Source organism: Synechococcus sp. 'PEA 65AY6A-5F PE A' (genome assembly GCF_047462575.1).
GTDB lineage: Bacteria > Cyanobacteriota > Cyanobacteriia > Thermostichales > Thermostichaceae > Thermostichus.
This window is the reverse complement of sequence record NZ_JAOALE010000002.1, coordinates 109,491-135,199: the sequence shown is the minus strand read 5'-3', so window position 1 is coordinate 135,199 and position 25,709 is coordinate 109,491. Positions and strand designations below refer to the sequence as shown.

The 25,709-nt window shown below is 60.0% G+C and carries 28 protein-coding genes, 1 tRNA gene and 1 pseudogene; 13 read left to right on the top strand and 17 right to left on the bottom strand.

The features are described from left to right. Nucleotides 1-23: 23 nt before the first annotated feature. The 3 genes from GG26_RS01440 to thrB all read left to right on the top strand — a co-directional run bounded on the left by GG26_RS01440 (nt 24) and on the right by thrB (nt 3,622). Nucleotides 24-1,421, top strand: coding sequence for an efflux RND transporter periplasmic adaptor subunit (locus GG26_RS01440; RefSeq protein WP_011430458.1), 1,398 nt, complete (start codon nt 24-26; stop codon nt 1,419-1,421). Beyond that, entirely contained in the window at nt 1,418-2,629 is a 1,212-nt protein-coding gene (locus GG26_RS01435) for an ABC transporter permease (RefSeq protein WP_011430459.1), read from the top strand. The genes GG26_RS01440 and GG26_RS01435 overlap by 4 nt, the downstream gene beginning before the upstream one ends. Before the next feature lie 72 nt (nt 2,630-2,701). After that, nucleotides 2,702-3,622 (top strand): homoserine kinase, encoded by a 921-nt coding sequence (thrB, locus tag GG26_RS01430; protein ID WP_011430460.1) that lies wholly within the window; start codon nt 2,702-2,704, stop codon nt 3,620-3,622. 228 nt (nt 3,623-3,850) lie between these two features. On the opposite strand, the gene GG26_RS01425 is transcribed toward thrB, so the two are convergent. The 3 genes from GG26_RS01425 to GG26_RS01415 all read right to left on the bottom strand — a co-directional run bounded on the left by GG26_RS01425 (nt 3,851) and on the right by GG26_RS01415 (nt 5,994). Next, nucleotides 3,851-4,393, bottom strand: a complete 543-nt coding sequence (locus tag GG26_RS01425) for a diacylglycerol kinase family protein (RefSeq protein WP_099812054.1) — start codon at nt 4,391-4,393, stop codon at nt 3,851-3,853. Further along, nucleotides 4,377-4,868 carry an rRNA maturation RNase YbeY gene (ybeY, locus tag GG26_RS01420; protein ID WP_041438372.1) on the bottom strand — a complete coding sequence of 164 codons (492 nt, stop codon included), beginning with the start codon at nt 4,866-4,868 and terminating at the stop codon, nt 4,377-4,379. Before ybeY ends, GG26_RS01425 begins: the two co-directional genes overlap by 17 nt. A gap of 385 nt (nt 4,869-5,253) precedes the next feature. Next, on the bottom strand, nt 5,254-5,994 hold the full coding sequence (locus GG26_RS01415) for a bifunctional 4-hydroxy-2-oxoglutarate aldolase/2-dehydro-3-deoxy-phosphogluconate aldolase (RefSeq protein WP_414388547.1): 741 nt from the start codon (nt 5,992-5,994) through the stop codon (nt 5,254-5,256). A gap of 814 nt (nt 5,995-6,808) precedes the next feature. On the opposite strand from GG26_RS01415, the gene GG26_RS01410 reads away from it, so the two are divergent. Beyond that, nucleotides 6,809-7,942 carry a murein hydrolase activator EnvC family protein gene (locus tag GG26_RS01410; RefSeq protein WP_071813517.1) on the top strand — a complete coding sequence of 378 codons (1,134 nt, stop codon included), beginning with the start codon at nt 6,809-6,811 and terminating at the stop codon, nt 7,940-7,942. Here the strand turns inward: GG26_RS01410 and GG26_RS01405 are convergent. Together GG26_RS01405 and GG26_RS01400 are read right to left on the bottom strand one after the other, a co-directional pair. Further along, entirely contained in the window at nt 7,933-8,583 is a 651-nt protein-coding gene (locus GG26_RS01405; protein WP_011430465.1) for an ABC transporter ATP-binding protein, read from the bottom strand. The genes GG26_RS01410 and GG26_RS01405 overlap by 10 nt on opposite strands. A 58-nt stretch (nt 8,584-8,641) precedes the next feature. Next, complete coding sequence (locus tag GG26_RS01400; protein WP_011430466.1) at nt 8,642-8,890, bottom strand: hypothetical protein; 249 nt, start codon at nt 8,888-8,890, stop codon at nt 8,642-8,644. A 151-nt stretch (nt 8,891-9,041) separates the two neighbouring features. On the opposite strand from GG26_RS01400, the gene GG26_RS01395 reads away from it, so the two are divergent. Beyond that, on the top strand, nt 9,042-9,542 hold the full coding sequence (locus tag GG26_RS01395; RefSeq protein WP_011430467.1) for a low molecular weight protein-tyrosine-phosphatase: 501 nt from the start codon (nt 9,042-9,044) through the stop codon (nt 9,540-9,542). 22 nt (nt 9,543-9,564) lie between these two features. Here GG26_RS01395 and nuoK read toward each other — a convergent pair whose 3' ends face one another. The 5 genes from nuoK to GG26_RS01370 all read right to left on the bottom strand — a co-directional run bounded on the left by nuoK (nt 9,565) and on the right by GG26_RS01370 (nt 13,371). Then, on the bottom strand, nt 9,565-9,870 hold the full coding sequence (gene nuoK, locus GG26_RS01390; RefSeq protein ID WP_041439067.1) for an NADH-quinone oxidoreductase subunit NuoK: 306 nt from the start codon (nt 9,868-9,870) through the stop codon (nt 9,565-9,567). Nucleotides 9,871-9,949: 79 nt separating this feature from the next. Then, nucleotides 9,950-10,558, bottom strand: a complete 609-nt coding sequence (locus GG26_RS01385; RefSeq protein WP_414388543.1) for an NADH-quinone oxidoreductase subunit J — start codon at nt 10,556-10,558, stop codon at nt 9,950-9,952. A gap of 119 nt (nt 10,559-10,677) precedes the next feature. Next, complete coding sequence (locus GG26_RS01380) at nt 10,678-12,027, bottom strand: TPM domain-containing protein (protein WP_414388540.1); 1,350 nt, start codon at nt 12,025-12,027, stop codon at nt 10,678-10,680. A 145-nt stretch (nt 12,028-12,172) separates the two neighbouring features. Beyond that, entirely contained in the window at nt 12,173-12,904 is a 732-nt protein-coding gene (locus GG26_RS01375; RefSeq protein ID WP_414388538.1) for a lipoyl protein ligase domain-containing protein, read from the bottom strand. Next, nucleotides 12,904-13,371 (bottom strand): YbjN domain-containing protein, encoded by a 468-nt coding sequence (locus GG26_RS01370; protein ID WP_414388535.1) that lies wholly within the window; start codon nt 13,369-13,371, stop codon nt 12,904-12,906. Before GG26_RS01370 ends, GG26_RS01375 begins: the two co-directional genes overlap by 1 nt. A gap of 115 nt (nt 13,372-13,486) precedes the next feature. Here GG26_RS01370 and GG26_RS01365 point away from each other — a divergent pair, with 115 nt between their 5' ends. Continuing rightward, entirely contained in the window at nt 13,487-14,239 is a 753-nt protein-coding gene (locus GG26_RS01365; RefSeq protein WP_414388533.1) for a 5'-methylthioadenosine/adenosylhomocysteine nucleosidase, read from the top strand. Nucleotides 14,240-14,678: 439 nt separating this feature from the next. Here the strand turns inward: GG26_RS01365 and GG26_RS01360 are convergent. Further along, nucleotides 14,679-14,752: transfer RNA gene (locus tag GG26_RS01360), tRNA-Pro, on the bottom strand. 210 nt (nt 14,753-14,962) lie between these two features. Here GG26_RS01360 and rpsB point away from each other — a divergent pair. The 4 genes and pseudogenes from rpsB (at nt 14,963) to queG (ending at nt 19,464) form a co-directional block, all read left to right on the top strand. Further along, nucleotides 14,963-15,766 (top strand): 30S ribosomal protein S2, encoded by an 804-nt coding sequence (gene rpsB, locus GG26_RS01355; protein WP_011430474.1) that lies wholly within the window; start codon nt 14,963-14,965, stop codon nt 15,764-15,766. Between the two features lie 175 nt (nt 15,767-15,941). Then, nucleotides 15,942-16,586 (top strand): annotated as a pseudogene (tsf, locus tag GG26_RS01350) (translation elongation factor Ts); the annotation flags it as partial. 410 nt (nt 16,587-16,996) lie between these two features. After that, a complete protein-coding gene (locus tag GG26_RS01345; RefSeq protein ID WP_414388530.1) occupies nt 16,997-18,412 on the top strand; it encodes an amidohydrolase in 1,416 nt (471 codons plus the stop codon). Nucleotides 18,413-18,420: 8 nt separating this feature from the next. Then, nucleotides 18,421-19,464, top strand: coding sequence for a tRNA epoxyqueuosine(34) reductase QueG (gene queG, locus GG26_RS01340; protein ID WP_414388528.1), 1,044 nt, complete (start codon nt 18,421-18,423; stop codon nt 19,462-19,464). A gap of 10 nt (nt 19,465-19,474) precedes the next feature. Here queG and GG26_RS01335 read toward each other — a convergent pair whose 3' ends face one another. Beyond that, complete coding sequence (locus GG26_RS01335) at nt 19,475-19,759, bottom strand: zinc ribbon domain-containing protein (RefSeq protein WP_206336883.1); 285 nt, start codon at nt 19,757-19,759, stop codon at nt 19,475-19,477. Nucleotides 19,760-20,162: 403 nt separating this feature from the next. Between GG26_RS01335 and GG26_RS01330 the strand changes: the two genes are divergently transcribed. Both GG26_RS01330 and GG26_RS01325 read left to right on the top strand, forming a co-directional pair. Further along, nucleotides 20,163-20,306 (top strand): hypothetical protein, encoded by a 144-nt coding sequence (locus GG26_RS01330; protein ID WP_168175288.1) that lies wholly within the window; start codon nt 20,163-20,165, stop codon nt 20,304-20,306. A gap of 222 nt (nt 20,307-20,528) precedes the next feature. Continuing rightward, nucleotides 20,529-21,035 (top strand): AAA family ATPase, encoded by a 507-nt coding sequence (locus GG26_RS01325; RefSeq protein ID WP_414388526.1) that lies wholly within the window; start codon nt 20,529-20,531, stop codon nt 21,033-21,035. Here GG26_RS01325 and dnaN read toward each other — a convergent pair. Beyond that, on the bottom strand, nt 21,032-22,396 hold the full coding sequence (gene dnaN / locus GG26_RS01320) for a DNA polymerase III subunit beta (RefSeq protein ID WP_099835900.1): 1,365 nt from the start codon (nt 22,394-22,396) through the stop codon (nt 21,032-21,034). The genes GG26_RS01325 and dnaN overlap by 4 nt on opposite strands. 469 nt (nt 22,397-22,865) lie before the next feature. Between dnaN and GG26_RS01315 the strand changes: the two genes are divergently transcribed. Next, the gene (locus GG26_RS01315; RefSeq protein WP_011430483.1) at nt 22,866-23,195 is read left to right on the top strand and encodes a hypothetical protein; all 330 of its coding nucleotides are present in this window, start codon (nt 22,866-22,868) and stop codon (nt 23,193-23,195) included. A gap of 19 nt (nt 23,196-23,214) precedes the next feature. Here GG26_RS01315 and dusB read toward each other — a convergent pair whose 3' ends face one another. The 4 genes from dusB to GG26_RS01295 all read right to left on the bottom strand — a co-directional run bounded on the left by dusB (nt 23,215) and on the right by GG26_RS01295 (nt 25,702). Next, complete coding sequence (gene dusB, locus GG26_RS01310) at nt 23,215-24,291, bottom strand: tRNA dihydrouridine synthase DusB (RefSeq protein WP_240530973.1); 1,077 nt, start codon at nt 24,289-24,291, stop codon at nt 23,215-23,217. A gap of 27 nt (nt 24,292-24,318) precedes the next feature. Next, a complete protein-coding gene (gene rpsR, locus GG26_RS01305; RefSeq protein ID WP_011430485.1) occupies nt 24,319-24,534 on the bottom strand; it encodes a 30S ribosomal protein S18 in 216 nt (71 codons plus the stop codon). Nucleotides 24,535-24,563: 29 nt separating this feature from the next. After that, nucleotides 24,564-24,758: a 50S ribosomal protein L33 gene (gene rpmG, locus GG26_RS01300; protein ID WP_011430486.1), complete on the bottom strand. Its 195-nt coding sequence runs from the start codon at nt 24,756-24,758 to the stop codon at nt 24,564-24,566. An 89-nt stretch (nt 24,759-24,847) separates the two neighbouring features. Then, complete coding sequence (locus GG26_RS01295) at nt 24,848-25,702, bottom strand: RDD family protein (protein WP_228375219.1); 855 nt, start codon at nt 25,700-25,702, stop codon at nt 24,848-24,850. Nucleotides 25,703-25,709: the final 7 nt, after the last annotated feature.

The window sequence follows — 25,709 nt, the reverse complement described above, 5'->3', positions numbered from 1 at the left end:
CTTGTTAAAGGCGAGAGACTTTTGTGATCCTGCGCACCAATGAGCCCCAGACGGGATCCCCAACCCCTGCCAAATCTGCTGACCAACCTCTGCCACAGACCGGATCCCACAACAGAGGACTGCCCATCGGCTGGATCCTTGTGGGGATATTGTTAGCCGGCTTGGGCGGCGGCATTCTCGTTCAGCGTCAGCTCCGGCAACAGACGGCCCAGCGCCTGGAGAGGCTAACGGTGCCCGTGCAGGTGACAGATCTCGCCCAACGCCTGCGGGTGAGCGGCCAGGTGCAGCCGATCCGGCAGGTGAATGTCAGCCCCCGCGAGTCCGGTCGTCTGGCAGAGCTGCTGGTGGATCAGGGAGATGAGGTAGTGGCAGGGCAAGTGTTGGCTCGGATGGATTACGGGGATTTAGCCAGCGGCATTCGCCAAGCCCAAGCCCGCATCCAAGAGCTACAGGCCCGCCTAGCGGAACTGCAAGCTGGCGAGCGACCCCAGGTGATCGCGGCGGCCCAGGCCAGGGTGGATGCGGCGCGGTCGCAAGTGAGGTTGGCGGAAAGGGAATTGGAGCGGATTCAGACCCTGGTGCAGCAGGGGGTGGTGGCCCGTAGCGAGCTGGATCAACGCCTGGCCCGCCTGGAACAGGCGCAGGCGGACTGGCAAGCGGCTCAACAGGAGCTGGAGCGATTGCGGTCAGGTAGCCGCCCAGAAACGCTGCAGCAGATCCAAGCCCAGATTGCCCAAGCGGAGGCAGAGCTGGCCCAGCGGCAATCTCGCCTGGCTGAGGCCGAGATCCGGGCGCCCTTTTCCGGCGTGGTTGTCCAGCGCTTTGCCGAGGTGGGATCCTTTGTAACTCCCACTACCGCAGCTTCCGATGCCACCGCCGCTTCTTCCAGCTCTATCTTGGCGCTGGCCCAGGGGATCGAGGTGCGAGCCGAGGTGCCGGAGGCGCAGATTGCCCAGGTGCGGGTGGGGCAGCCGGTGGAGATCCGCTCCCTGGCCTATCCGGATCGGGTGGTGCAGGGGCGGGTGAAGCGGATTGCCCCTGCCACGGTGGTGGTGCGGGAGGTCACCGTCTTTCGGGTCATGATCGAACCGGAGGCGGGGGCAGACTTTTTGCGCACCGGCATGAACGTCTCGGTGGATTTTATCGGGGAGCGGCAGCCTCAGGCGCTCACGGTGCCCTCGGTGGCCATCTTGCGGGAGCAGGGCCAAGAGGGAGTGATCCTGCTGGATCCGCGAACCCAGCGGCCCGTCTATCGACCGGTGGAAACAGGCCTCACCCAGGGCGGGATCACCCAAGTGCTCTCCGGCTTGCGGGCGGGGGATCGGGTCTTTACGGCGCTGCCGCCGGGGGTGAACCTGGAGACTTTGATCCGACAAGAGCAAAATCGCAGCGAAACCGCTCAAATCAAGCCACACCCATGAGCCTACCGATTGCAGCCCGAATGGCCTGGCAAATGGTGCGCCGCTACCGCCTGCGCACCGGTTTAAGCATGTTAGGGATCCTCATCGGCAACGCCGCCGTCGTGGCCATTGCCGGGTTTGGCCATGCTGCCCAGGAGCTGGCCGTGGATCAGTTCCGTTCTTTGGGCACCAACTTGCTCATTGTCTTTTCTTCCAGCTTGGGCCTGGCGGACGCCAGCAACACCCGTCCCATTACCCTCGACGATCTACGGGCAATTGCCGCGGAAGTGCCCGCTGTGTCGGCAGCCGTCCCCAGTCTTGTGGTCAATGTGCGCGCCGTGCGGGGGGGAGTGGATCGCCGCTATGAGGCCACAGGCACCTGGCCGGAGTATTTGTCGGTGCTGAATTTGGAGATCGAGGAGGGGCGCTTTCTCTTGCCAGCGGATATTGAGGAGCAGCGCCCGGTGGTGGTGCTGGGCAGCGAGGCCGCCCGCGAGCTGTTCGGCTTGGATCCCGCTGCCGCCATCGGGGAGACGGTGCTGCTGAACAACCTGCCCTTCGAGGTAATCGGCACGTTGCGTTCTAAGCCAACGGTGTTTGGCAACAGCGATGCCGGCCTGTTTTTGCCGGTGGATGTGGTGGCCAACCGGTTTGTGGGGCGGCGCTCCCCCTATGGCCTGGAACTGACGGCGATCTTCGTCTCGGCCCGCTCCGAAGCAGATCTGCCGGCTGCCGAGTTCCAGATCCGCAACTTGCTGCGGCAACGGCACCAACTGGTGGGGGAGGATGACTTCGTCGTCCGCAACCAAAAGGTGTTGCTGGACGGGGCGGCCAGGATCTTAACCTTGCTGCGGGTGCTGCTGACCGGCACGGCGGCCCTCTCGCTGCTGGTGGGCGGGGTGGGGATCATGAATGTGATGCTGATCTCGGTGTCGGAACGCACCTCCGAGATCGGGTTGCGCAAGGCGATCGGCGCCGATAGCCGGCAAATTTTGCAGCAGTTTGCCACCGAAGCTATTCTCATTGCCGTCAGCGGGGGCGTGGCCGGGATCCTCCTCAGCAGCGGCCTGCTGGTGGCGCTGCAAGTGTTCACCCCCCTGGCCACCCGCGTGGATGCAGTGGCGGTGGCGGTGTCCTTTTCCCTCTCGACGGGGATCGGGGTGGTTTTCGGCATTTTCCCGGCCCGCCAAGCGGCGCAACTAGATCCCATCGAGGCCCTGCGAGCCTGAGATCTCCCATTCGTAGGATAATGGGGGCTTACAGGTATTGAGTTGCCCGCCGTTCGCTAAGGAGCTTCCCCCTTGGTTAGAGAGCGAGTAGAGGTGATCGTCCCCGCCACCACCGCTAACTTGGGGCCGGGGTTCGATTGCATCGGTGCAGCCCTGGAGCTCTACAACCACTTCCAATTTCGCGAGATTCCCACCGGCCTCAGCATCCACTATCGCGGCAGCGATCACATCAGCCAGAGCAAGGACAACCTGGTGTACCGCGCTTTCTGCCGTGCTTTCGAGCTGCTAAGCAAGCCGGTGCCGGGGGTGGAGATTGAGATCACCCTCAACGTGCCCCTGGCGCGGGGCCTGGGCAGCTCTGCCACTGCCATTGTCGGCGGCCTGTTGGGGGCTAATGCTCTTGGATCGCTGAACCTGGCTCCTGAGACTCTCCTGCAGTTGGCCATTGCCCTTGAAGGCCATCCCGACAACGTGGTGCCCGCCCTCCAGGGCGGCTGTCAACTCTGTGTGCAGGGGCAGCAGGGGCAATGGGTATTTTGCCCGGTGGATTGGCACGAGCGCATCGGCCTAGTGGCGGCGGTGCCTAACTTTAAGCTGTCTACCCAGGCGGCCCGCGAGATCCTGCCCAAGTCCGTCAGCCTGGCGGATGCTGTCTTTTCCGTCAGTCACCTGGGGCTGCTTATCCGCAGCCTGCAGTCGGGGCGGGCGGACTGGCTGAAGGTGGCCTTGCAGGATCGACTGCACCAACCGGCGCGCATGGAGCTGATTACCGGCTTCAAAACCGTCCAGGCAGCGGCTCTGGCTGCCGGGGCCTATGGGGTGGTGATCAGCGGGGCTGGCCCCACGCTTTTAGCCTTCTGCGCCCCGGAGGAGCGAGAACGGGTGGGATGCGCCATGGTCGGCGCCTGGGAGCAACTGGATATCGAAGCAGAGGCCAAACCCCTGAATTTGGATCGACAGGGGGGACGGGTGGTGATCCATTCCCAAATATAGAGGAGGCCCTTGGGTCAAGCTGGTCACCCCGATTACAAAGGGGTCGTGCTTTTAGGCGTATAGGCCTTTCGCAGACTAGGACACCGCCCTCCCACTCAAGTTCCCGACCCTCCTTATCCCTCACCCCTTAACCCCTTTCCCTGCGGGAGAGGGGAGCCAGGAATCCACAGCACAAACCTGTTTGGGATGGGATCCCTTGAGAGGCTGGGCAAAACTTTTTCGGCGTCCCTACCCTGGCAGCAGCAGCAGCAAGGGGGGGAGAAACAGCCAAGCTGCCACAGCCAAAGCCGCCATCGCTGCCACTAACACCGCTCCAGCAGCGCAATCTTTGGCAATTTCTGCCAGCAGGTGATAGCGGCTGCCCAGGGTCAGATCCACCACTGCTTCCAGGGCAGTATTCACCAGCTCCAAGGCCATCACCATCCCGCTGGTCAAGCTGATCAGGGCCATTTCTACGGCGCTCAGCCGCAGGGCCAACCCTAAGACAAAGGCCACTACCGCCATAGCCAGGTGGATGCGAAAGTTGCGCTGGGTGCGGGCGGCGTACAGCAGGCCCTTTCCTGCATAGTAGAAGCTTTTACTTAGGCTAGTGGCCACCTGCCACGAGGGGGGGCGCTGCCAGGGATCCTGCGCCGCGAGGTCAGCCTCGGCTCCCGGGTCTGGTGCCTCGGAGGGATGGGCCGAATCGACCTGCGCTGAAGTGAAAGGGGCTCGCCGTCGCAATGCCGCCAAACGCAGCGGCTGGGGAAAACGGCTAGGGCTGCTGGCCATGGGTCACCTCCAGGTCTTCTTGGATGGCGGCAAGCAGGTGGTGCTGTTGCTGCAGCATGCGCTGTAGGGAAAGCTCATCGGGGTGATCCCATCCCAAGAGATGCAGCAGGCCGTGGCTGGCCAGCCAGGCCAATTCCCGCGACAGCCGCTGCCCCTGGGCTTTTGCCTGCGCGCAAGCGGTGGGTACCGAAATCACGATATCCCCCAGCAGGCGCACCCCTGTTATCTTCTGCAGCTCGACAGGGGTGGACGTCTCCTCGGCGGCAAAGGCCAGGACATCGGTGGGAGCGTCGATGTGGCGAAACTCGCGGTTGAGCTGGCGGATGTGCTCGTCGGAGGTGAGGCAAAGGCTGAGCTCGCAGGGATCCGTCACCCCCAGCTCCCGCAGCCACACCTCAAACCAACGGTGCCAAGTGGCTTCCTCAACTGGGCTGGGGACGTTTAGCTCCAGGTACAGATCCAGGAATCCCTCCATGCAGGCCTCACTCACACCCAAAATTGGCTCGCTGGCCCCATTGAGTACGGAGCGGAACGGCCACCCACGACTTGAGTCGCCCTTGCCAGTGGTCCAAACCTTCAATGTACTGTAGCGCTAACATTGCTGGCTGTGCTAGGGTGCCGCTGCGATAGCCATAAAAGACGCCTCCCCAGGCAAATACGCTGCAAACCCTGGAAGGGGGAAGTCAAGGAACCCCATGTAAGGGGAGCGGCGGCCAAGGTGATAGGGAAATCAGACGCAACTCTCGGACTTTCTTTGTCTGAGGGATGTCGGGGGTGCGGCTGGGCAGCGCCCTCCAAAGTTTGCTGCCAGGGTGCTCGGCCATCTCCCCACTCAAGTGCGGGGAGCGTCAACGCGCCCCCTACTCTGGGGGTTCACCCCGAAGTTCGGGCCAGGCTGCGGCGACCCTCTGGCTGGCAAGCTGTTGTAGCGTTTGCCGCAGCCGATTTTCCAGCTCTTGCCGGCAACTGTCTGGATCAACCCCTTGCTGGGAAAGAAGCTCCGCCGGGAAGAGATCCCCGGCGATGCCGACAGCCCAGGCCCCTGCCTGCAGATATTCTGCTGCATTGGCCAAGGTAACCCCCCCAGTTGGGATCAAAGGCAGGGATCCCAGCACCGGTTGCAGATGGCGCAGGTAACGGGATCCGCCAAGGCTTTCTGCCGGAAACACCTTTACTGCCGTTGCCCCGGCCTGCCAGGCCCTCCAGATCTCGCCGGGGGTGAGGGCGCCGGGCACAATGGGCAGCCCTGCTTCCCGACCCCAGCGGATGATGCTCTCGTCCGCAAAGGGGCAAACATAGAATTGGGCTCCCGCCTGCCAAGCCTGCTCTGCCATCTGCCGATTTAAAACCGTGCCCACCCCTACCCAGCAATGCGGGTAGTCTTGCCGCAGTTGGGCAATCAACTCCAGATACCGGGGAACTTGGGGAGTGATCTCAATGTGGCGGATCCCGGCCCGGATGGCCAGGGTGGATCCCTCAAGGGCTTGGGCCGGGCTGGCCGAGAGGCGGATCACCGCGATCAGGGGCTGCTGCCACAAATGGAGTAGCCAGGGGTGCCGCCACCCCTCTCTGAAGCTCTGTTCAGAACCCTCAAACACCATCTGTGGAAAAGCCCTCTCTCATCGATTTCTACCTTGCTTGGGTTGATTTTAAGTTTAATTGCAATTAAAAATAACCAAACAGCCCGACGGTAAAACAATGACAAGCTATAACAAATTTCCTTTTGAGAAGAAGGCTAAAATAGAATAAAGAACAGGCAAAAGTGGTGTTTATAGGGGCAACTGTTTGCGGGTTTGTAGCACTCGTTGGAGCGCTTACTTTTCCCATCCTTTCATGGCGTCGCTGGTCTCTCATTTTAGTAGCTATCTGCAGCCTTGTTAGCTCCTTAACCAACATTGAACTCGGCAGAGGAGAGGAGGAAGCTCCCTCAGGGGAAAGGTGGCGCATGGTAGCCCATCTCTACGAGGTAACTTTCTGGTTGGCATTGATCGTTTTCATCTTACTGGCATGAGGTTTTGCCGGCAGGTGAGCGGCTAGTTTATCGCCATTGTCTGGATGTTGTGTCGAGGTTGCTCTGGCTTGCCGGTTGTTTAGGTTGGGCACCGATTAGACCTGTGGGATCTGGAGATCGATACGAACCTAGCCGCAGTGAGGATCCCTCGCCCCCAGCCCCTCTCTCAAAGGGAGGGGGAAGTCAGGAATTGAAGGAATGAACGGTTTTACTGGTATTGAAAATAACCCAGCCGTTTTGCTTGTATCTTGTAACGATTTGGAGTAACGACAGCGGGCAACAGCGCGATTGGGCTCGATCAGTCCTTGCGAATCTTTGTATTCTTAGGGTCGGTAGGTTGGTTGCCGAGGGTGTGGGGAGTGGTCAAGCTCAGTTGTGGGACACACAGCCTGAAGGCATGGGTGATGGTCGGGTTGCTCGCCCTCCTGGTGCTGGGGGGACTGTGGCGGGTTGCTCCATCTCAGGCGCAGAATCTCCACCAACTGCAACAGCGGCAGCAACAGATCCAGCAACAAATCCGGGGCACCCAGCGACGCCTGGGAGAGCTGCGCCAAGCGGAAGAAGAAGCCCGTCGCCGCATGGGATCCCTGCGGCAAAACATCCAACAGACAGAAGCTAGCCTTCGCGACAACCAATATCGTCTGGAACAGGCCCAGAGGGCGCTAGAGCAAGCGCAGAAGGAGCTCCAAGAGCTGGAAGACCGCCTGAGACGGCAGCAGCAGGGCACGGCCGCCCGCTTGCGCTACATGCAGCGGCAGGGGGCGGAACATTGGTGGGCTTTGCTGCTCACCAGCCGCGACCTCAACGAGTTTTTCGATCGCCGCCACCAGTTGCAATTGCTAATCGAAGCCGACCGGCAGTTGATCCGAGAGCTGCAGGTGATGGCCAAGGAGGTGGATCAGCAGCGGATCGCCCTGGAAGCGCAGCGCAACGAGATTTCTTTAATCTTGCAGGAGCTGGCAGCCCAGAAAAACCAACTGCAGCAGCAGGCTGCCGCCCAAGAGCAACTGGTGGGCCGCCTGGCCAACGAGCGCGCCGCCTATGAAGCAGCCCAACGGCGTTTGGAAGCCGATTCCCAACAGTTGACCATCCTCATCCAGCAACTGATCGCCCAGCAGGCTCAGCAGCGGGGGGGCAGAGATCCGGTTCAGGGGACAGGCCGGTTGATCCCACCAGTGCGCGGGCCAATCACCAGCGGCTTCGGCTGGCGGGTTCACCCCATCTACGGAAGCCGCCGCTTCCATGCGGGGATCGACTTCGGTGTGCCCACCGGCACGCCAGTTCGGGCATCAGACCGGGGCACCGTCATCTACGCCGGCTGGTATGGCGGCTACGGCTACACGGTGATTGTCAACCACGGCGGCGGCATCACCACCCTGTACGCCCACAACAGCCGCGTCGCCGTTGGGGTGGGTCAGCAGGTACAGCGGGGGCAGGCCATTGCCGCTTCCGGCTCCACCGGCCTCTCCACCGGCCCCCACGTTCACTTCGAGGTGCGGGTCAACGGCCAGCCGGTGGATCCCCGCCGCTACCTTTGAAGCAGCGCATCTGTCGGCAACGGCTGCAGGGATCCCGCCTGCAAGATCCACCGCACATCGGCAATGGAGGATAGCTCCTCTGGGTCGTGGGAAACCACCAACACCGTCCAGGTGGATTTCAGCCGGGCCAGCAGCTCGATCAACTGCCGCCGCACCGACCAGTCCAGCCCTGCCGTCGGCTCGTCCAGCAGCAGTAGCAGCGGGCCGCGAATAAGCTGTACCGCCAGGGCCAAGCGCCGTTGTTGTCCGCCACTGAGATGGTTGGGGGAGGTGCACAGAGGGATCCCTTCCAATCCCACCTGTTTGAGAACGTTTTCAATCTCCTTTTGTTGCAGCTCCGGGTGGCCGAAGCGCATTTCCTCTAGCACCGTCAAGCCACAAAAGTGACGCTCCGGGAACTGAAACACCAGCCCCGCCATGCTGCGCAACTGCTGGGGGGAGAGCTCTGTTCCTCCCCAGGCAATCCGCCCGCGCGTGGGCCGCGCCAAGCCGGCCAAAATTTCCAGCAGGGTGCTCTTGCCGGCCCCACTTTTGCCCACGATCAGCCCCAACTGATTCAGGCCCAGCTCAAAGGAGAGATCCCGGAGAATCGGCTGAGGGAGGGTTGCCGGGTGGTAGCAGAGATCCTGAACCTGCAACATGAGCGGCGCCCCTGGGAAAGTTGTCGTTATTTTGGCACTGGAAAGCTCTGCCGGACAGCTACAACCATTCTTCTAGGCGCCCCAACTGATCCCGAAAGCCATAGGTGAGTTCGCGGTACCACTCCCGCAGCTCCAGTTGATCTACAGCTCGCCGCAAAGCCTCTTGGGAGCGCTCGATGGGGCGCAGAGCCGCAGACGGGATCCCTTCTTGAGCAGCCCATTGTTCAAACAGAGCCAGCTCCGTTTGCAAGTAGAGAATGAGGTTGGCCACATCCTGCGGGTGGGGGTAGCGGGTGGCATCTGGCATAAGACATCTCACCAGGGGAACTAGCTCCATTCTGGCCAAGAATCTGTCCCGCTGCCGCCTGAGGGCCCTATCCCCTCTCGCCTGCTTCTGTACTCTGGGCCGCAAAACGCAGATAATGCGGTGGGAAATGTTCACTGCCGTCGAGGGATCCATGAGCCAAAAGCTGCTGTTTGTGTGCCTGGGCAACATCTGCCGTTCTCCCGCTGCCGAAGGGATCACCAACCACCTGCTGCAGAGCAGCGGCCATGAGGGGGACATCCTCTGCGATTCGGCAGGTACAGCCGCCTACCACCTCGGCAGTCCCCCAGATCGCCGCATGCGACAAGTTGCCCAGCGCTATGGACTGGAGCTGCACGGCCAAGCCCGGCAAATTCATCCTTTGGATCTGCGGGAGTTCGACCTGATCCTGGCCATGGATCGGCAAAATTACCGCGATATCCTCAGCCTCGATCCCCAGAGAAGATATGCCGACAAGGTACGCCTAATCTGTAGCTACTGTCGTTCTCACACCGATGAAGAAGTTCCGGATCCCTACTACGGGGGCGAGGCAGGGTTTCACTACGTGATCGAGCTGCTCTGGGACGCCTGCAGCGGCCTGCTGGAATCCCTGATCCCTGGGATCCAATGCCCGCCGCTGCCCAGCCGCACCTGAAAGTCATCGATCAAGAAAACAACTACCACCTGAGCAGGTTAAAGCTCTCCATGTCGATGGTGGCGCGGTTGCGGTAGATCCCCAACACAATGGCCAAGCCCACTGCCGCCTCGGCAGCCGCCACGGTGATGACAAATACCGAAAACACTTGGCCGCGAATCAAGCCCGAGTCGACAAAGTTGGAGAAAGCCATAAAGTTCAGGTTGACGGCGTTGAGCATCAGCTCAATCGACATCAACACCCGAATGGCGTTGCGACTGACGATCAAGCCGTAGATGCCGATGCAGAAAAGAATTGCCGCGACCACCAAGAAAAACTGCAGTTGCAACATCACAAGAGGCTCCACTGGATACAGATGAGAGGGGCATCAGGAAAACGCTGGGCTGTATGGCCGAGAGCAGGCAGCTTCAACGCGTGCTCACCAGCTCTGCTGGGCGTTCCGACTCCGATTCAAGCTGTGGCCGGGCCCGCTCCAGCAAGCTGAGATCCCCTTCTTGGGCTTGGGGAACGACAAACTCTCGACGCGCCAGCACAATGGCCCCGATCAACGCCATCAGCAGCAAAACAGAAGCCAACTCGAACGGCAACAGATAGTCGCTAAAGAAATGCCCACCCATCACCAAAGCACTGCTCGTGGGCTGGATCGGCTCCAACTGCCAGGGGGTATTCAGGGCCATTGCCGTCAGGAGGGCAAACAGCCCCAAACACACCGCCGCCGTCACCCCATTGCGCAGCCAGCCCAACTTCAAAGGAGCGAAAGTATAGCGCCGGTTCACCAACATGATGGCGAACAGGATCAGCACGTTGACGGCGCCGACGTAGATCAACACCTGAGCTGCAGCCACAAAATCGGCATTCAAGAGGAGGTACAGCCCGGCCATGCTCAAGAAAACGCCCCCCAATAGAAAGCCGGAATAGACGATGTTGGGGGCCCAAACCACTCCCAGGGCAAAGCCGATGGCCATCGCCGAGAGCACCCCAAAGGTAACCAGTTGTACGCCTTCTCCGAGGGTCATGAGAGATCCGTCCTTAGCCAGTTTCTATTGCTGCTTTCTTACCACTGTACTGTCCTGGCGGATTTAAGAGAAGCCCGACTCCTTTTTCAGATCGATAGAGAAATCTCTAGAGTTGGGTCTCACCAACTGCCGCCCGCTCCGCCACCTCCGCTGCTACCGCCACCGAAGTCTGAATCTCTACCTGAATCTCCACCGAAGTCTGAATCTGTGTCTGTGTCGCTGAGCTCGGGGATGACCACCTCTCGCTCGCTGCGGTACCCGCAGATAGGACAGCTCAGGATTTCCAGCTTCAAGCCGCTAGAGGAATAGGTGGCTTCCCTGAGAACCTGTGTGGTGAGGTCGAGGGTGAGGGCTTGGCACCGAGGGCAGTAAAGGTGTCGGGAGAGCGTGCCTTCGCGCACAACCACAGCTATTCCTTGACAGGTAGGACAAAACCAGCCGTAGTAGCGAGCTCTGCCGCGGCTCCTGGCCAGGCGATGCTCTTGGGGAAGGTACTTATCCAGAAGCTGGGGCTGGATGAGTCGCATGGGTCGACCACAGGCTTGACAGACCACGGGCTGAAAAGGGATCCCCCGCTTCCGGCCCAAGGTGCCGTCAGTGGCCAAAGCAGCCACAACCGGCAAAGCCAACCCCAGCCAAGTGCCGCTGGACAATCCTAGGAACAGGCCAAGGCAGAGGGATCCCGAATAGAGGAAGAGACGAATGGGGTCGCTCTGAACCGAAGAGAGCACAGCACCTGTTCTTGGATCTCTGCGTGTCAGGGAGAGGACTTGTCTTCCCCCTCGCTCAGCCCTTAGAGAGACGGGCATGCGAGAGCGCTGCCACCCCAGTCCCAAAATGATGATCCCCAGCAGCAGCAGGATCCCTTCCACCAGGGAAGAATCAATGCCCTGGGTCACTGCCCCAGAAGAAGTTGCAATCGTTGAGGTGGTAACTTCAGAAGCTGCCGCAGGAACATTGGCAACGGGCTGGCCCTGCAACACCGAGGTCAACTGCTGCACCCCCGCCAGAGTGCCGCCATCAAAATCCCCATTGCGAAACCGAGGCAGGATCTGCTGGTCGATAATCTGCTGGACTCGGCTGTCGGGGAGGATAGCGACCAGGCCCCTGCCCGTTTCGATTTCCACCCGCCGATCCCCTACCGAGATGAGAAACAAAACCCCGTTGTTTTGGCCTGCCTTGCCGATCCCCCAGTAGTTAAATAGCTGCGTGGTGAAGTCTTTTGGTGTTGCATATCCCTGAGTATTCGGCACGGTAACCACTGCCATCTCGGCACTGGTGCGCTGCTCAAGCTGAGTGATAAGACGGTTGAGCTCGTTTTCGGTGCTGCTGCTGAGGATGTTGGCGGTATCGGAAACCCACCCTCCATACTGACGGCGGGGGTTGGGCACTTGTTCAAGGGTAATGGCCCAAGCGGGCTGCGGCAGCAGGGATACAACTAGCAAAACTGCCGCCCAAACTTTCGGCATGGCTTACCTGGCTGATCGCTGCCTAGGTTCTAGCACAGCTGTCTCGGCTAGACTGGCAGTCCTTTTCCCAGGGAGAGAGGGGAGTTGGGGAACGGTTGAGACAAGCCGCTTCTTGTTGCTAGTAATTGTTAACAGCAACCGGCCCTCAGTCCGGCCAAGGGAGCCAGGCTTCTTCTTCCCATTCCACTTCAAAGCACTCCCGGGCGGCCTGGAGAAAATGTTCGATCAAAGCAGGGATCCCTGGCGCCGTGGGGCAAATGTCGTAGATACCAATCACCTGCGAGCCGGGCAGATACCGTTCCCACAGCTCTAGATTGGGTTGCAATAGGAGGGATCCCTGTTGCAGGATCCCCCAAGGCTGCCACAGTTGGGCGTTGCCCATCAGCTTTTTGCGCTGCCAGCTTAGATCGGCACGGGTACGGGCGGCAAAGCAACTGATTTTGTTGCGGTAGCCCCGATCCTGGCCACCTTGGCCGCGGACAGAAGCGGGAGCATCCACCTCAATGCCCAGCGCCGCCAGCCCCTCTACCCAAAAACGGCAGCAGAAGTCGTACACCTGGGCTCGCCGCAAATTGGGCAGCCGAGCTTGGAGGTAAGAGAGGGGCAACACCAAGCTGTAGGTCAGCTCTGCTGCATCTTCCGCCGCCTGGTGCAACACCGCCCGTCCTCCGGTGGGCCGGCGCACCATCGGGATCCCTGGCGGCAGATCTGGCCAGGCCTGGTGACGTCCCAGAGAGAGGGTAAGCCGATCCCAGCCGTAAAAGCGCAAACAGGGCCTGGGATCCTGGCGCAGCCGCTGCAAAAGCCAAAAGTCCTGCTCCATCTGCCAGCCGCCAGCGGCCACGCGATAGGGCAGCCAAGAGCCCTGGGATCCCATCAAGCTTTGGGAAACTCAGCCTGGAGCTGCTCATCGTACTCATCGGCCAAGCTGGCCACAAGGGTGATGGCGCGCGAGATCTCGCCAGCGCTGAGCCCTTCCAGAGTGCGGTGGTGGTTTAGCACCACTTGGTTGTTCCAGATGCAAAAACGGGCTTCCAGAGTGTCGCTCCAGTTCTTCTCCAGCAGCTTCTGCATAAGCTTAGCCGGCTCCGCCACCGGCAGAGAGAGAACGGGAGACCACACCAACAGGGTATCTTCGGGGGACTCGCCGCTCAGGTGGACGAACACTTCCACGGTGCCGTAGGTGAATTTCCAGGTGTGCCCCTGCTCGTGGTTTTCGTAGGCGGCATCTTCTTTGAGGCTGGAAACCACTGCCGAGACTATTTCAACGTAGCGAGGGGGCTCTTCCACTAGTCCTGGGAAAACCTCTGAGGAACGTTCGATGAGCGGCTCGCTGTAGGCCATGGCCTTTTTCCCTACTCCCTGTCAACCACCTTAACTATACTCCCTAGGAGTCTGAGCTCCTAGCCGGATCCGGCTTGCGCCAGAATGGAGCTGCTTTGGGTTAACTGCAAGCGCTATGGCAACTGCATCTAGCCCATCCCAGAAAGCTATTGGTATTGTGGGGGCCTTGCCAGAAGAAGTGGCCATGCTCACCCAGGCCATGGAGACCCATTCCGTCCATACCTACTTGGGGCGGCAGTTCCATCAGGGATCCCTAGCTGGGCAGCCGGTGGTGGTGGTTCAAGGGGGGGTGGGCAAAGTGCGAGCGGCAACTACGGCAGCCCTGTTGGTGGCCCACTTCCCTTTGCGGGGCATTATCTTTACCGGCGTGGCCGGCGCCTTGGCCGATCACCTGCAGATGGGGGATGTGGTGCTGGCCCATGCCGCCATCGAGCACGATTTCGGCACCGGACGGCCCGAAGGCTTTGTCTTGGGGATCGACTTTATCCCTGAGTTGCGCCATCCTCTAGCGGAGGCCGATAGTGCCCTTTACGACCTGATCGTGGCCCAAGGGGAGCGGATCCCTCTTCACCCGCTGCAGGGGCGGCAGCCGGTCATCCACCAAGGCCTGGTGGCCACCGGCGATGTATTTGTGGCCGACGCCAAGCTCCGGCATCAAATTCGCGAGCGCACCGGAGCCCTGGTCGTGGAAATGGAAGGAGCGGCGGTGGTACGGGTGGCGCAAGAAGCTGGGATCCCTTGTCTGCTGGTCCGATCGGTTAGCGACATAGGGAGCGATACCGATTTTCTAACTTTTTTTCAGACAGCGGCTCTCAACTCGGCAGCGGTGGTTCACAGCGTTTTGCAAAGCTTGCCTCCTCCCCTCTGACTCCGGACAAAAGCGGACTTTTGCTCCAGGTTGAGGCTTTCTTCCCGCTCCTACTAGGCTTAGCTAATCCACATGAAGGCAGAAAGGTGCGTTGGCGAGGTTGCCCGGTGTGCCCCAAAGTGGCCTCCGGCCCGCTACGCGAACGGATGGAGTTCAAGTCGAGGACTAGAGGAAAGCCCTCGTCAATCTAGCCGTGGGGAGGAAGCGCCGCCCGCTAACAGAAGTTACTAATCCTACTCCGGTGCAAGTGGCCAAGATAGAAGCCACCTAGCAGGCTTAAGAACCTCGCACCGCTAGCGCAAATGCTACTTTCTTCCCGGGAGCAGTTTCCCTGTTCGCGCCGGCGAGACGGAGCCCTCAACCTTTAGCCCTGGGGTAGCTTACCGCCAGAAAAAAGCTTTGGCCCCTGCCTTTAGACAGGGGCTTTCTCTAAGCTAAGTCGGAGCGAAAGGATTTGAACCTTCGACCCCCACTACCCCAAAGTGGTGCGCTACCAAGCTGCGCTACGCCCCGACGCACCTAAGCCAGAGAAAATCTCTGGAGGTGCTTTACCAGTTTAGCTTCTAGAACCGGATCCCGGCAAGTGCAAGGCCTTGGTTACCGGATCCTGTAGAACACATGCTAGCATAGCTGAGCTGTCAAAATACCACACGCCCGAACTACCGGGTGTCCTCAACGGGGATCCGTTCGGGCGGAGGCTAACCCGTAGGAGATAACCAACTCATGAGCGTAGTCAGTTTGCCTCAACTGCTGGAGGCAGGGGTACACTTCGGCCACAAGGCCAGCCGCTGGAACCCCAAGATGCGGCCCTACATTTTCGCCGAGCGCAACGGCATTCACATCATCGACCTGGTGCAGACGGCCCGTTACCTCAACGAAGCCTATGAATACGTGCGGGAGGGGGCCGAAAAGGGGTGGCGTTTCCTGTTTGTCGGCACCAAACGGCAAGCCGCCGGGATCATCGCCCATGAGGCCACTCGCTGTGGCAGCTACTACGTCAACCAGCGCTGGCTGGGGGGCATGCTCACCAACTGGGCCACCATCAAAACCCGCATCGACCGCCTCAAGGAAATCGAGGAGATGCAGAGCAGCGGCCTGCTGGATCGCCTGCCTAAGCAAGAAGCGGCCCGCCTAAAACGGGAATTGGCCAAGTTGGAGAAGTACTTGGGCGGCATCAAAACTATGCGCAAGCTCCCCGACGCGGTAATCATCGTCGATCAGCGGCGGGAGGCCAACGCCGTTCAGGAATGTATCAAGCTCAAGATTCCGATCATCTCGCTGCTGGATACCAACTGCGATCCTGACCTGAGCGATGTCTTCATCCCCTCTAACGACGACGCCATCCGAGCGATTAAGCTGATTGTAGGCAAGCTGGCCGATGCCATCTACGAAGGGCGACATGGGCAGCTCGACACAGTCGAAGAGGATGAGTACGACTACGAGGGGGCCATGGACATGGATCTAGAGGATGACATTCTGGAAGATGTGGAGGATGAAGAGGAGGGGGATCCCGAGCAGGGAGAGTAACCCTTGGGCCGAGGGTGGGGATCCTGGGTGGTTCGAGTTGCTCCCTGTCCATCCTTTCTCCAGAAGCCTGTATCCTTAAAATCCAGATTCATCCTTTGTTCTGCTCCTGCCTATCCTCTGCATCCGGTCACATCCTTTCTGCCTCTTTGTACGATGTGAGATTTGAGGAACCCTCATGAGTATTGATGCCAAATTGGTCAAAGAGCTGCGCGAAAAGACGGGCGCAGGCATGATGGACTGTAAAAAAGCCCTGGAAGAGTCCGGTGGCGATATGGAGAAAGCCATCACCTGGCTGCGGCAGAAAGGGTTGGCAGGGGCAGCCAAAAAGGCCAGTCGCGTGGCGGCTGAGGGGGTTGTCGATAGCTACATCCACTTCGGCAACCGGATCGGTGTGTTGGTGGAGGTGAACTGCGAGACGGATTTTGTGGCCCGCAACGAAGACTTTAAGAAGCTGGTGCAAGATATTGCCAAGCAGATTGCCGCCTGCCAAAGCGTGGAGTACGTCAGCATTGACCAGATCCCTCCCGAAGTGGTGGAGCGGGAAAGGGCCATCGAGATGGGCAAAGAGGATCTGGCCAGCAAGCCTGAAAACGTGCGGGAAAAGATCGTGCAGGGCCGCATCGAGAAGCGCCTGAAAGAGCTGTCCTTGATGGATCAGCCCTTTATTAAAGATTCCTCGATTACCGTAGAGGAATTGGTGAAGCAGCACATTGCCAAGCTAGGGGAAAACATCCGGGTGCGGCGGTTTGCCCGCTTCGTCTTGGGAGAAGGGATCGAGAAACAAGAAGCGGATTTTGCCGCTGAGGTGGCCGCTCAGGCCGGTCTCAAGCCAGCACAGCCAGCGCAAGTGGCAGAAGTTGCAGCCGCTCCTCCCGCAGAACCTGTGGCTGACCAACCTGCTGCCGAACCTCCAGCAGAGTCCGTTGCCCCAGAACCCGTCGTCGCAGAATCTGCTGACGCAGAGCCAGCGCCTGCTGCTGAGGGCAAGCCCTCCAAAAAGGGCTCCACCAAGAAGAAGAAATAAGCCCATTCCACGCTGCGGATGGATCCCTGAATTCACCCCGATTGGTGGAAGCAGCCTACTCGGTGGGCCTCTCCACCCTGAGGGGGGCTGGCTAGGTGGTGACTTCCTCACGGGAAGCGTCCTGGGAGGGTATTTGGGGCTTTCCTCCCTTTTTGCCTTGGCACGGCAAAGTGTGAACTGAAGAACAGCTCTTTTGATTGCTGGCCATGAGCTACCTTTTGCGCAATGTGCTGATTCCCACCGCCACCGGCTACGAGACTACAGATGTCCGCATTGAAGGGGAGCGGATCGCTGTCATCGGCAAAGAGCTGGCGGCAGTGGGCCCAGATGGCGTAGAGCTCGATGCCCACAACAAGCTTTTGTTGCCCGGCTTTGTCAACGCTCACACCCACTCTTCGGAGCTGTGGCAAAGAGGGATCATCCCGCCCTACCCGCTGGAGCTGTGGCTGGCACAACTGCACGAGTACGCGCCCCCGGATCCAGAAAAGATTTATCTCAGCGCCCTGGCGACAGCGGTGGAAACCTTGCTCAGTGGCGGCACGACCGTAGTGGATCACCTAATCCTCATCCCTGGCCAGGAGCTGGCCACCCTCGAGGCGGCGGTGCGGGCCTACCGAGAAGTCGGGATCCGCGCTTTCATCGGCCCCCTGCTCCAGGATCAAGCCCTCTCTCAGGGGTTGCCCAGCGGCTCCTTTTCGGATCGGGAGCTGGAAACCTATCCTCTCTCCACAGCGGAGGTGTTGGCCATTGTGGAAGAGGCAGTGCAGCGCTTTCACCGGCCAGAGGAGGGCATCACGCTGATGGTGGCCCCCACCGGCATCCAACTCTGTTCTGACAAGCTGTTTGAGGGCTGCGCGGAGTTGAGCCAGAAGTATGGCCTCCCCCGCCATGCCCACCTGCTGGAAACCCGCGCCCAGCAGAGATTGGCCCAGGAAAAGTACGGCTGCAGCGCAGTCGAGCACCTGGAGCGCTTGGGCTACCTAGACCGGAGAACCTCCCTGGCCCACTGCGTCTGGCTTACCGATGCCGATATCGAGATCTTGGCCCGCACCGGCTCTACGGTTGTCCACAACCCCTTGAGCAACCTGCGCCTGGGCAGCGGCATCGCCCCCATCCTCAAGTACCGGCAGGCGGGGGTGAACGTGGCCTTCGGCTGCGATGGGTCAGCCAGCAATGACTCCCAGGATCTCCTGGAGGCCATTAAAATCGGCACCATCCTGCACAACATTACGGATCCCGACTACCGCCACTGGATCTCGCCGCGGGAGAGCATCGAGATGGCCTCTCGCGGTGGGGCCATTGGTCTAGGGCTGGGAGAGGAGCTGGGATCCCTGGAGGTGGGCAAGCAGGCGGATCTGGTGCTTTACGACCTCACCCAACTGTCGCTGTTGCCCCGCACGGATCCCATTGGTCTACTGGTGCTGGGCCGGCCCACCCAGGTGGTGCACAGCGTCTGGGTCAGGGGGAAGCGGGTGGTGGCCAACGGCGAGGTAACGACGGTGGATGTGGCCAAGCTACGGCAGGAGCTGTTCGCTCACAGCACCTGGGATCCCTTCCGTCGCTCGCAGCAGGCAGCACAACTGGAGGCCCGCTACCGCCAGGTGATGGGTCTGCCAGAATAGCCCTAGAATTGTCGGGGCCGACCGTGGGAGCAGCAGCCGATTGGGCCAGAGCCACCGAGCAGGTGAAGCGGCAGGCGCTGGCGCTGGGCTTTGACAAAGTCGGCATTGCCAGCGCGGCGGATCCCCCTGACTTGACGAGCTTGCGGGCCTGGCTGGCCGCGGGCATGGCCGCCGACATGGCCTGGATGGCCGATCCCCGGCGAATGGATCCAGAGCGGGTGCTGCCGGGAGTACAATCTCTGGTCTGTGTGGCCCTCAACTACTACACCCCCACCTGCTACAGCCGGGATCCAGCTAAAGGCAAGATCTCCCGCTACGCGTGGGGGCGGGACTACCACCGCGTGTTGGGACGGCGGCTGAAGCAGCTCCACCTCTGGATGCAGGCCCAGTTTCCGGACTACCGCGGTCGATTCTACGTCGATACCGGCCCAGTGGCGGAAAAGCCCTGGGCCATGCAGGCGGGCTTGGGCTGGATCGGAAAAAACGGCCTCTTGCTTACCCGCGAATACGGCTCCTGGGTATTTCTGGGGGTAATCCTGACCACTCTCCCGTTGATCCCCGACCGGCCCCACACCGCCCACTGTGGCACCTGTAGCCGCTGTCTGGAGGCCTGCCCCACCCAGGCCATCGTCAGCCCAGGGGTGGTGGATTCCCGCCGCTGCATTGCCTACCACACCTTGGAAAGCCACGCCGAGCAGATCCCTGCCGAGATCGCCCAGAACCTACACAACTGGGTGGCCGGCTGCGACATCTGCCAAGAGGTCTGCCCTTGGAACCAGCGCTTTGCCCGGCCCAGCCGGATCCCCGATTTTCAGCCTTACCCTTGGAATGTTGCCCCCGATCTCCAAGAACTGGCGCGGATTGGCGACGAGGAGTTCGACCGCAGGTTTCCCGCCTCTGCCCTGCGCCGCCTCAAGGCCCACCGGCTGCGCCGCAACGCCCAAGCCGCTCTCAGCGGCCATTCGGGCTCCACAGCCCACAGCAACGATTTGGAAGCCCATACTCCCGTTCCTCACCCTGAAGCGCTCCGCGCCGCTGACGCGAACGGGTAGAGGGCGGGCTTCATGGCTTACGCCACGCTTCGCGAACAGGGATCCCTGCTATCGCAGCGGGCGTTTCCTGAGCTTTAAGAACGGGATGCCCCACCGCTCTGGATTTGATTCCCCTCGCCAAGTTGTGATCCCGTGACAGGCTTAGCCCGCAGTAGGGGCAATCGTGCCACCTTTCGTGGAGTTTTTTGGGAACCACCTGACCACACCCAGAACACTCTTGACTCATGCCGTTTGGATTCCCTGCAATCGTCAACAGCCCAGCTCTTTCAGTCGTCCACGCCCTAGCACCCCCTATTGGCTTCCCCTCTTCTCAGACCCTAACCCTGCCTGGATAACGATTACGAAGACTATTACCCCAGCTACCGGCACAACCTACTGCAATCCGGGTGGAAACCCCTGTACCGCCATTTCGATGCCGAGTATTCCTGTGCGGGATCCCTGGGCGTTGGCCGAAAAATTTTTGGAGATGTGTGCAGCGATATTGCCAATGCGGTAGGACGTAGAGAGTACAGCGCGCTTCTCAACTTTCAGAGAATACCTGTTACAAGATCGAAGGGTTTTGGAATAGCGTCACTCCACCTCTGCCCAGCCCCGACCATACAGTATTTCATGATCAGCTCTCCACGCAGACGCCGATTCAGCAGCAGGTGAGCCGGGATCAAGTTCCCATCGATGACGTTTTAAGGCGCCTGCAGGAAATGACCGTTCTCAGAGTTTTAGCGCATCTGGGGCGACTGGTGCAGTTGGCGCAATTCCATATGGAGCGCTACTTCTACCATCCAGTCGAGCGGTTCAGCAGTTGGGAGGAAATCAGCAGCCTGGGCACCACCTATGCCTTCTGACCGGAGCCGCAGATTTGGCTACAAGTTCAGGCCACCTATCACAACTGCCGCCGCTACACCCTGCTGGGCGTGGCTCTCAGGCCCTTGTTCGCAAGGTTACTTACAATCTGGCAGTGATGGTGAGCGGCTACCAAAGCCGGATCGGGCAAATCCACAGCCCCTATCCAATCAGTTCTTTTCCCACCGAAATTCAGGCCTTTGCAGCTTCTACAGCAGGAGCGATTGGCGGTCTTGGTGCACGGGATCCCGGGTACGGGCAAAACGGGATGGACGCAGGCAGTGACCCACGAGCTGCTGGGGCCCCTGCGCTATGCGGTGCTCATCTTGGATCACGAAGCCGTGCAGGAGTTCATCGCGCCCCCCTACCTGGAGGGGGTCTGCCTGATCATCAACGAAGCCGATCACCTCGCCCAAGACCGAGCCAGCGAGGTAGCCCAGCAGAGCACCAAAACCGAACGCATCCTCAGCCTGATAGATGGCACCCTTCACCAAAGCGTGCTCGCTCCCGATTATCTCGACTGCGAGCAGAGGTTGGTGGTGTTAATGACCTGCAACACGACCGAGCGCCTGGAGCCGGCCGTTTTGCGCCAAGGGCGGGTGGACTTGGTGCAGGAGTTTACCCACCGGTTTGCTCGAGCTGCTATCGGCAGCCACCTGTTCTCCTCTCCGGACAGGTCAGGGGAGCAACTGAGGCCAATCTTCGATTTGGGTCAGGCTGGGGTGGGCTAGGTAGCCCGCAGTTGAACCGGCATGACCAAATAGCAGAGGCGCGTCGCTCCAATCGGCTTCCAGATGGCCGGCTGGGTAGCGCCGTTCAGCTCCAGGCTCACCTGCTGTGTATGAAACACCTTAAGGGCCTCCAGCAGGTAGCGCACATTAAAAGCCAGCTCCAGGTCAGGGCCGGACATCTGTACCGGCAGAGATTCCTCGCCGCTGCCCACATCGGGCGCCTCGGTGCTGATGCGTAGGGTTTGGGTTGCCTCAGAAAGGTTGAACTTGATGATGTCGTTCCGCTGGGCAGCAAACACCCCCACTCGCTCCAAGGACTCGATCAAAGGCCGACGCTCCAGGGTTACATGCCGCTCAAATTGCCGGGGGATCAGGCGGTTGTAGTCGGGGTACTGGCCCTCCAAAAGGCGGCTGGTAATCCGCTGCTGGCACTGAGCGCTGCCGGCGCCAGGGGGCAAAATAAATTGCACCTGCGACCGGTCAAACCGCAGTTCCACCGCGGAGGCAGCCGTCTGGGCGCCGAGGATGCGCTCCACCTCTCGTAGAGTCCGAGCGGGAATGGTGAAATCCAGCTTCGTCCCCCCAGCCGCCAAATCAACTGGGATCCCTTCCGCCTCCACCTGAACTATCGCCAGGCGATGTCCATCGGTGGCCGCAAACTCCAGCCGCGGCGGATCCCCGGTCAAGAGCTTGACATGTACACCCGTAAGCACTTGCTTGGTGTCATCACCGGAAGCGGCAAAGAGGGTTTGGCCAATCCCTTGCAGCAGGCTCTCGATGGGCAGCTCAAGGATCTGGGCGGCTAAGCTCTCCTCCTCAGCATCGGCATCGGCAGTACGGGGCGCTATCTCGGGCAAGGTGGGATACTCTTCCGCAGGCATGCCGCGTAGCTGGTACTGGCCGGCGGCCGATGTAAGGGTCACGGCAGCGCTCTCCGGCACTTGGCTGAGGCCGATCGGGCCGCTAGGCAAACGGCTGACGATGTCGCTGAGCAGCTTGGCCGGCAGAGTGGTGCGACCGGATCCCTTCACCTCGGCCTCGAACTCGCTGCGAATGCCCAAGTTCAAGTCAAAGGCCGTCAGGGCAACCCGCTGTGCCTCTGCACTTGCCTCTACCAGCACGTTGGCCAAAACTGGCAGGGCAGGACGGCTGGCAACGGCTCGGCTAACTGCAGCAAGGTGGTGGCTGAGCTCAGCTTGCTCACAGGTGAAGCAAAGACAACCGGCAGGTAGGTCGACAGCCTTGCCGAAGGACTCTGTCCTGTTGACGGGGAAGGGATCCCCAGACCTGCCGTCGCGCGGGGCAGACGCGGGCGATCCGGTTTCGACTTCCCAATCCGCAGGACGTTGAGCTTGCACCATCAGGGGACTTGCGAGCTGAATACGCCTATCCTACACCGCCTGCTTCCCACGGATCCCTCCCTGCCCAGACGAGTTTTGCAAAAAATTTTCCTCGCGCGCGCAGGATAAAGTTAAAAATCACGATCCCTACCCAATTTAATTTTTTAATCTAGTAGTAGTAGGGGCTGTGGAAACTGTGGAAATTGATCGGAAAAACCTTGCGCCACAAGCTTTTGATCGTATTCCCCACCTGTGGAAAAACTGTGGATAACTTGGCCAACTTTCCACAAGGTATAAATACTCTGTGGATAACTCGGGAGGTTTTTCCACAAGTTTTCCACAGATTTTTGAAGTTTTCCACAAGTTTTCCACAGGCTGAGGGGGATGAAAATGTTGCTATTCCCTGACAAATTTATAAAACTTAACGTACGACCAGTGTGGGATGCTCTAATCTAGTGGTTCGTTGCTCTAGATGTGGTCTGGGGATCCCATGAAGGCTGGGGGCGGCCTTCGGGGGATTTCCACAGGTTTTCCACAGGCTGCTCGGGAAAACCGTGGCAGCCTGCGGGAGGCTGGCCAGGCCCGCCAGACCAAAAGCTCGCATCGAGCTCAGGTGCGGCTGAAGCTGCTGACCGCGAGCTTCTGTTTGGCATGGTTACTGTCATTTCGGCCTCAGCCGGAGCAGTTTGCTTATGCTCAACTGCCCATAGCAAGTCAGGGTCGCTTCTCCAGAAGCGTGGATGCCTTGTTTCAAGATGAAAACGACCGTTTGCAAACGGCGGTCAAAGACCGATTGGCTACCGCCCAGCCGTCAGGGTAAAAGGATCCCCCACTCAATTTCAGGTAGTCTCTTCAAATTGCTCTTCGTTTGAGTCTTCAGTTACTTCTTCCGGTTGCAGCGGGGCCTCTTGGCAGCGCTCCATGGCCTGAAGCAGAAGGGCTTCCCCTTCTTGCAAGGTTTCGATGCGACAGAGAAGGGCGCGAAACTGAGAGGCGCCGGCAAAATCCTTGATGTACCAGGTCATGTGCTTGCGGGCCTGACGGATGCCACGTTCTCCCTTATACTCCCAGAGGCCCCGCAAGTGTTCTAAAGCCATTTGAATCCGATCCAGGGGGGTAGGAGCCGGCCTTTCTTGGCCGGTTTTCAGGAAGTGATCGATTTGCCCCACCAGGAAGGGGTAGCCCATCGTGCCGCGGGAGCACATCACCCCGTCGGCTCCGGTCTCCTCCAGACACTTTACCGCTGCATCAGTCGAGAAAATATCGCCGTTGGCGATCACCGGAATGCGTAAGTGCTCTTTGACCCGGCGGATCCAATCCCAGCGAGCCTTGCCGCTAAAGCCCTGGGCGCGTGTGCGGCCATGCAAAGTAAGCAGTTGCGCTCCAGCCTCCTGCAGCCGATGGGCAAAATCCAGAATGTTGATCTCCTGATCTGACCAGCCCAGGCGAGTTTTCACTGTAACAGGTACAGGTACAGCCTTGGCCACCGCTTCCACAATCCGGGCTGCCGTGTCCGGCTCCCGCAGCAGGGCAGAGCCGCCGCCGTTTCTGGTAATCTTGTTTACTGGGCAGCCCATGTTGATATCCACCAAGGTCGCCCCCTCATCCACGGCCATGCGAGCCGCTTCGGCCAAAAAGTGGGGCCGGCAGTCGAACAACTGGATGCCGATGGGCTGTTCTCCTTCACCCACTTCCATAATGCGGGGCAGCTCGCGGGCATAGTGCAACCCGGTGGCGTTCACCATCTCGGTGTAGACCAGGCTTTGCGGGGCAAAGCGGCGTACCAACCCCCGAAACACTTTGTCGGTTACGCCTGACAGGGGTGCCTGAAAGACACGACTAAAAACCTTTACCCCCCCAATCTCAAGGGGCTGGGCCATTCGAGCTTGCAATTGCGGCGAAAGCTGCAGGCTCATCGGGATCCGGAGAAAGCAGACAGCAACTTACCCTTCTTTGTTGACAAAGTAGAGAAGGCCTAGGATGCGCGCTTGTTTGATGGCTTTGGAGACTTGCCGCTGCTGCTTGGCAGTCAGCCCCGTGATGCGGCGGGGCAGGATCTTGCCGCGCTCGGTTACAAATTTCTTGAGCAGCTCAACATCGGTGTATTTGATCGGCTCTCCCGGTTTGATGGGAGACAGGCGGCGACGAGCGTAAACCATAGGTCAGGAGAACGGTAAAGCGTCTTGAACTATTTGATCTCTTTATGGACGGTGTGGCGGTTGCACTTGGGGCAGAATTTCTTCAGCTCCAAGCGGGCCGTGGTGTTACGGCGATTTTTGGTGGTGGTGTAGCGGTTTACCCCCGGAGAACGTTTGTTGACGTTGGTGCGGCACTCCGTACATTCCAGGGTAATGATGATGCGGGCACCCTTTGCTTTGGCCATAGTGGATCCCAAGATGGAGGTGAAAGTCGGCTCGAGATCCCCAAAACCCCAGCCAACGAGGTTGGAGATGGGCTACCTCGCAAGCGCGATCACCAATTATCCAACTTTTCTTTGACGGAATCAACCCAGTTTTTGACTTGCCTGCCGGTTTGTTGGCGGAGGGCGCGGGTGTTCCGATCCACGTCCCTGCTCAGGCGCTGCATCTGTCTGGAAAGATCGCGCACAGTTTCGTTGCGCTGAGCTTTGCGCAACAGGTCGCGAGCAGCGGACTTGACGTCCTCGGCGGCTTCTCCCTCCAGAATTTCCTGCAGCAGCCGCAGGGCTTTTTCATCCAGGTGGTAGCCTCGCTCCGATTCCACCACCAGGGTGCGTCCGGCGCGGTCGTGGATGCTCTGGCGTTTTTCTTTATCGAAAAGGGCGAACAGGCCATCGGCAGCCAAAGGCACCAGCAGGGCTTCCGTGAGGATAAACAGCGAGAGCACCCCTTCGCGGGCCAGGGAGCGCACCAGATGGGGTGAGGCCTCGGTTTCGGGATCCAGGGTTTTGAGGTTCAGCAGCCATTTGCCGAGGCTTTGGCCGGCGGGGCGGGATTGGAAGTAGCCGCGGTTCACCAACCAGGTGGCAAAAAAGGCGATGTAGCCGGTCATATCCACGGCGCCCGCATCGGCTCCCACCAGGGAAGCCAGGCCCTGCGCCAGGTAGGAGACCCCCAGCCCCAGCCCAAAATCCAGGGCAAAGGCTCCGATCCGTTTGCCCCAGGGGGCCAGTTTGGGCAGGGTTTCCTCAGCCTGGGGGACGCTGGCTGCTTGAGAAGCCGGTCGCTCGGCTTGCACAGGAGGCAGAGAGGTGGCGGGGGGCAAGGCGCTGAAGGCCTGCCACTCGCTGGCGTTTTGCTCCAGTTGCTCGGTTTTGGGCCGTTCGGGATAGGGTCTGGGATCCGTCATCGCAGGT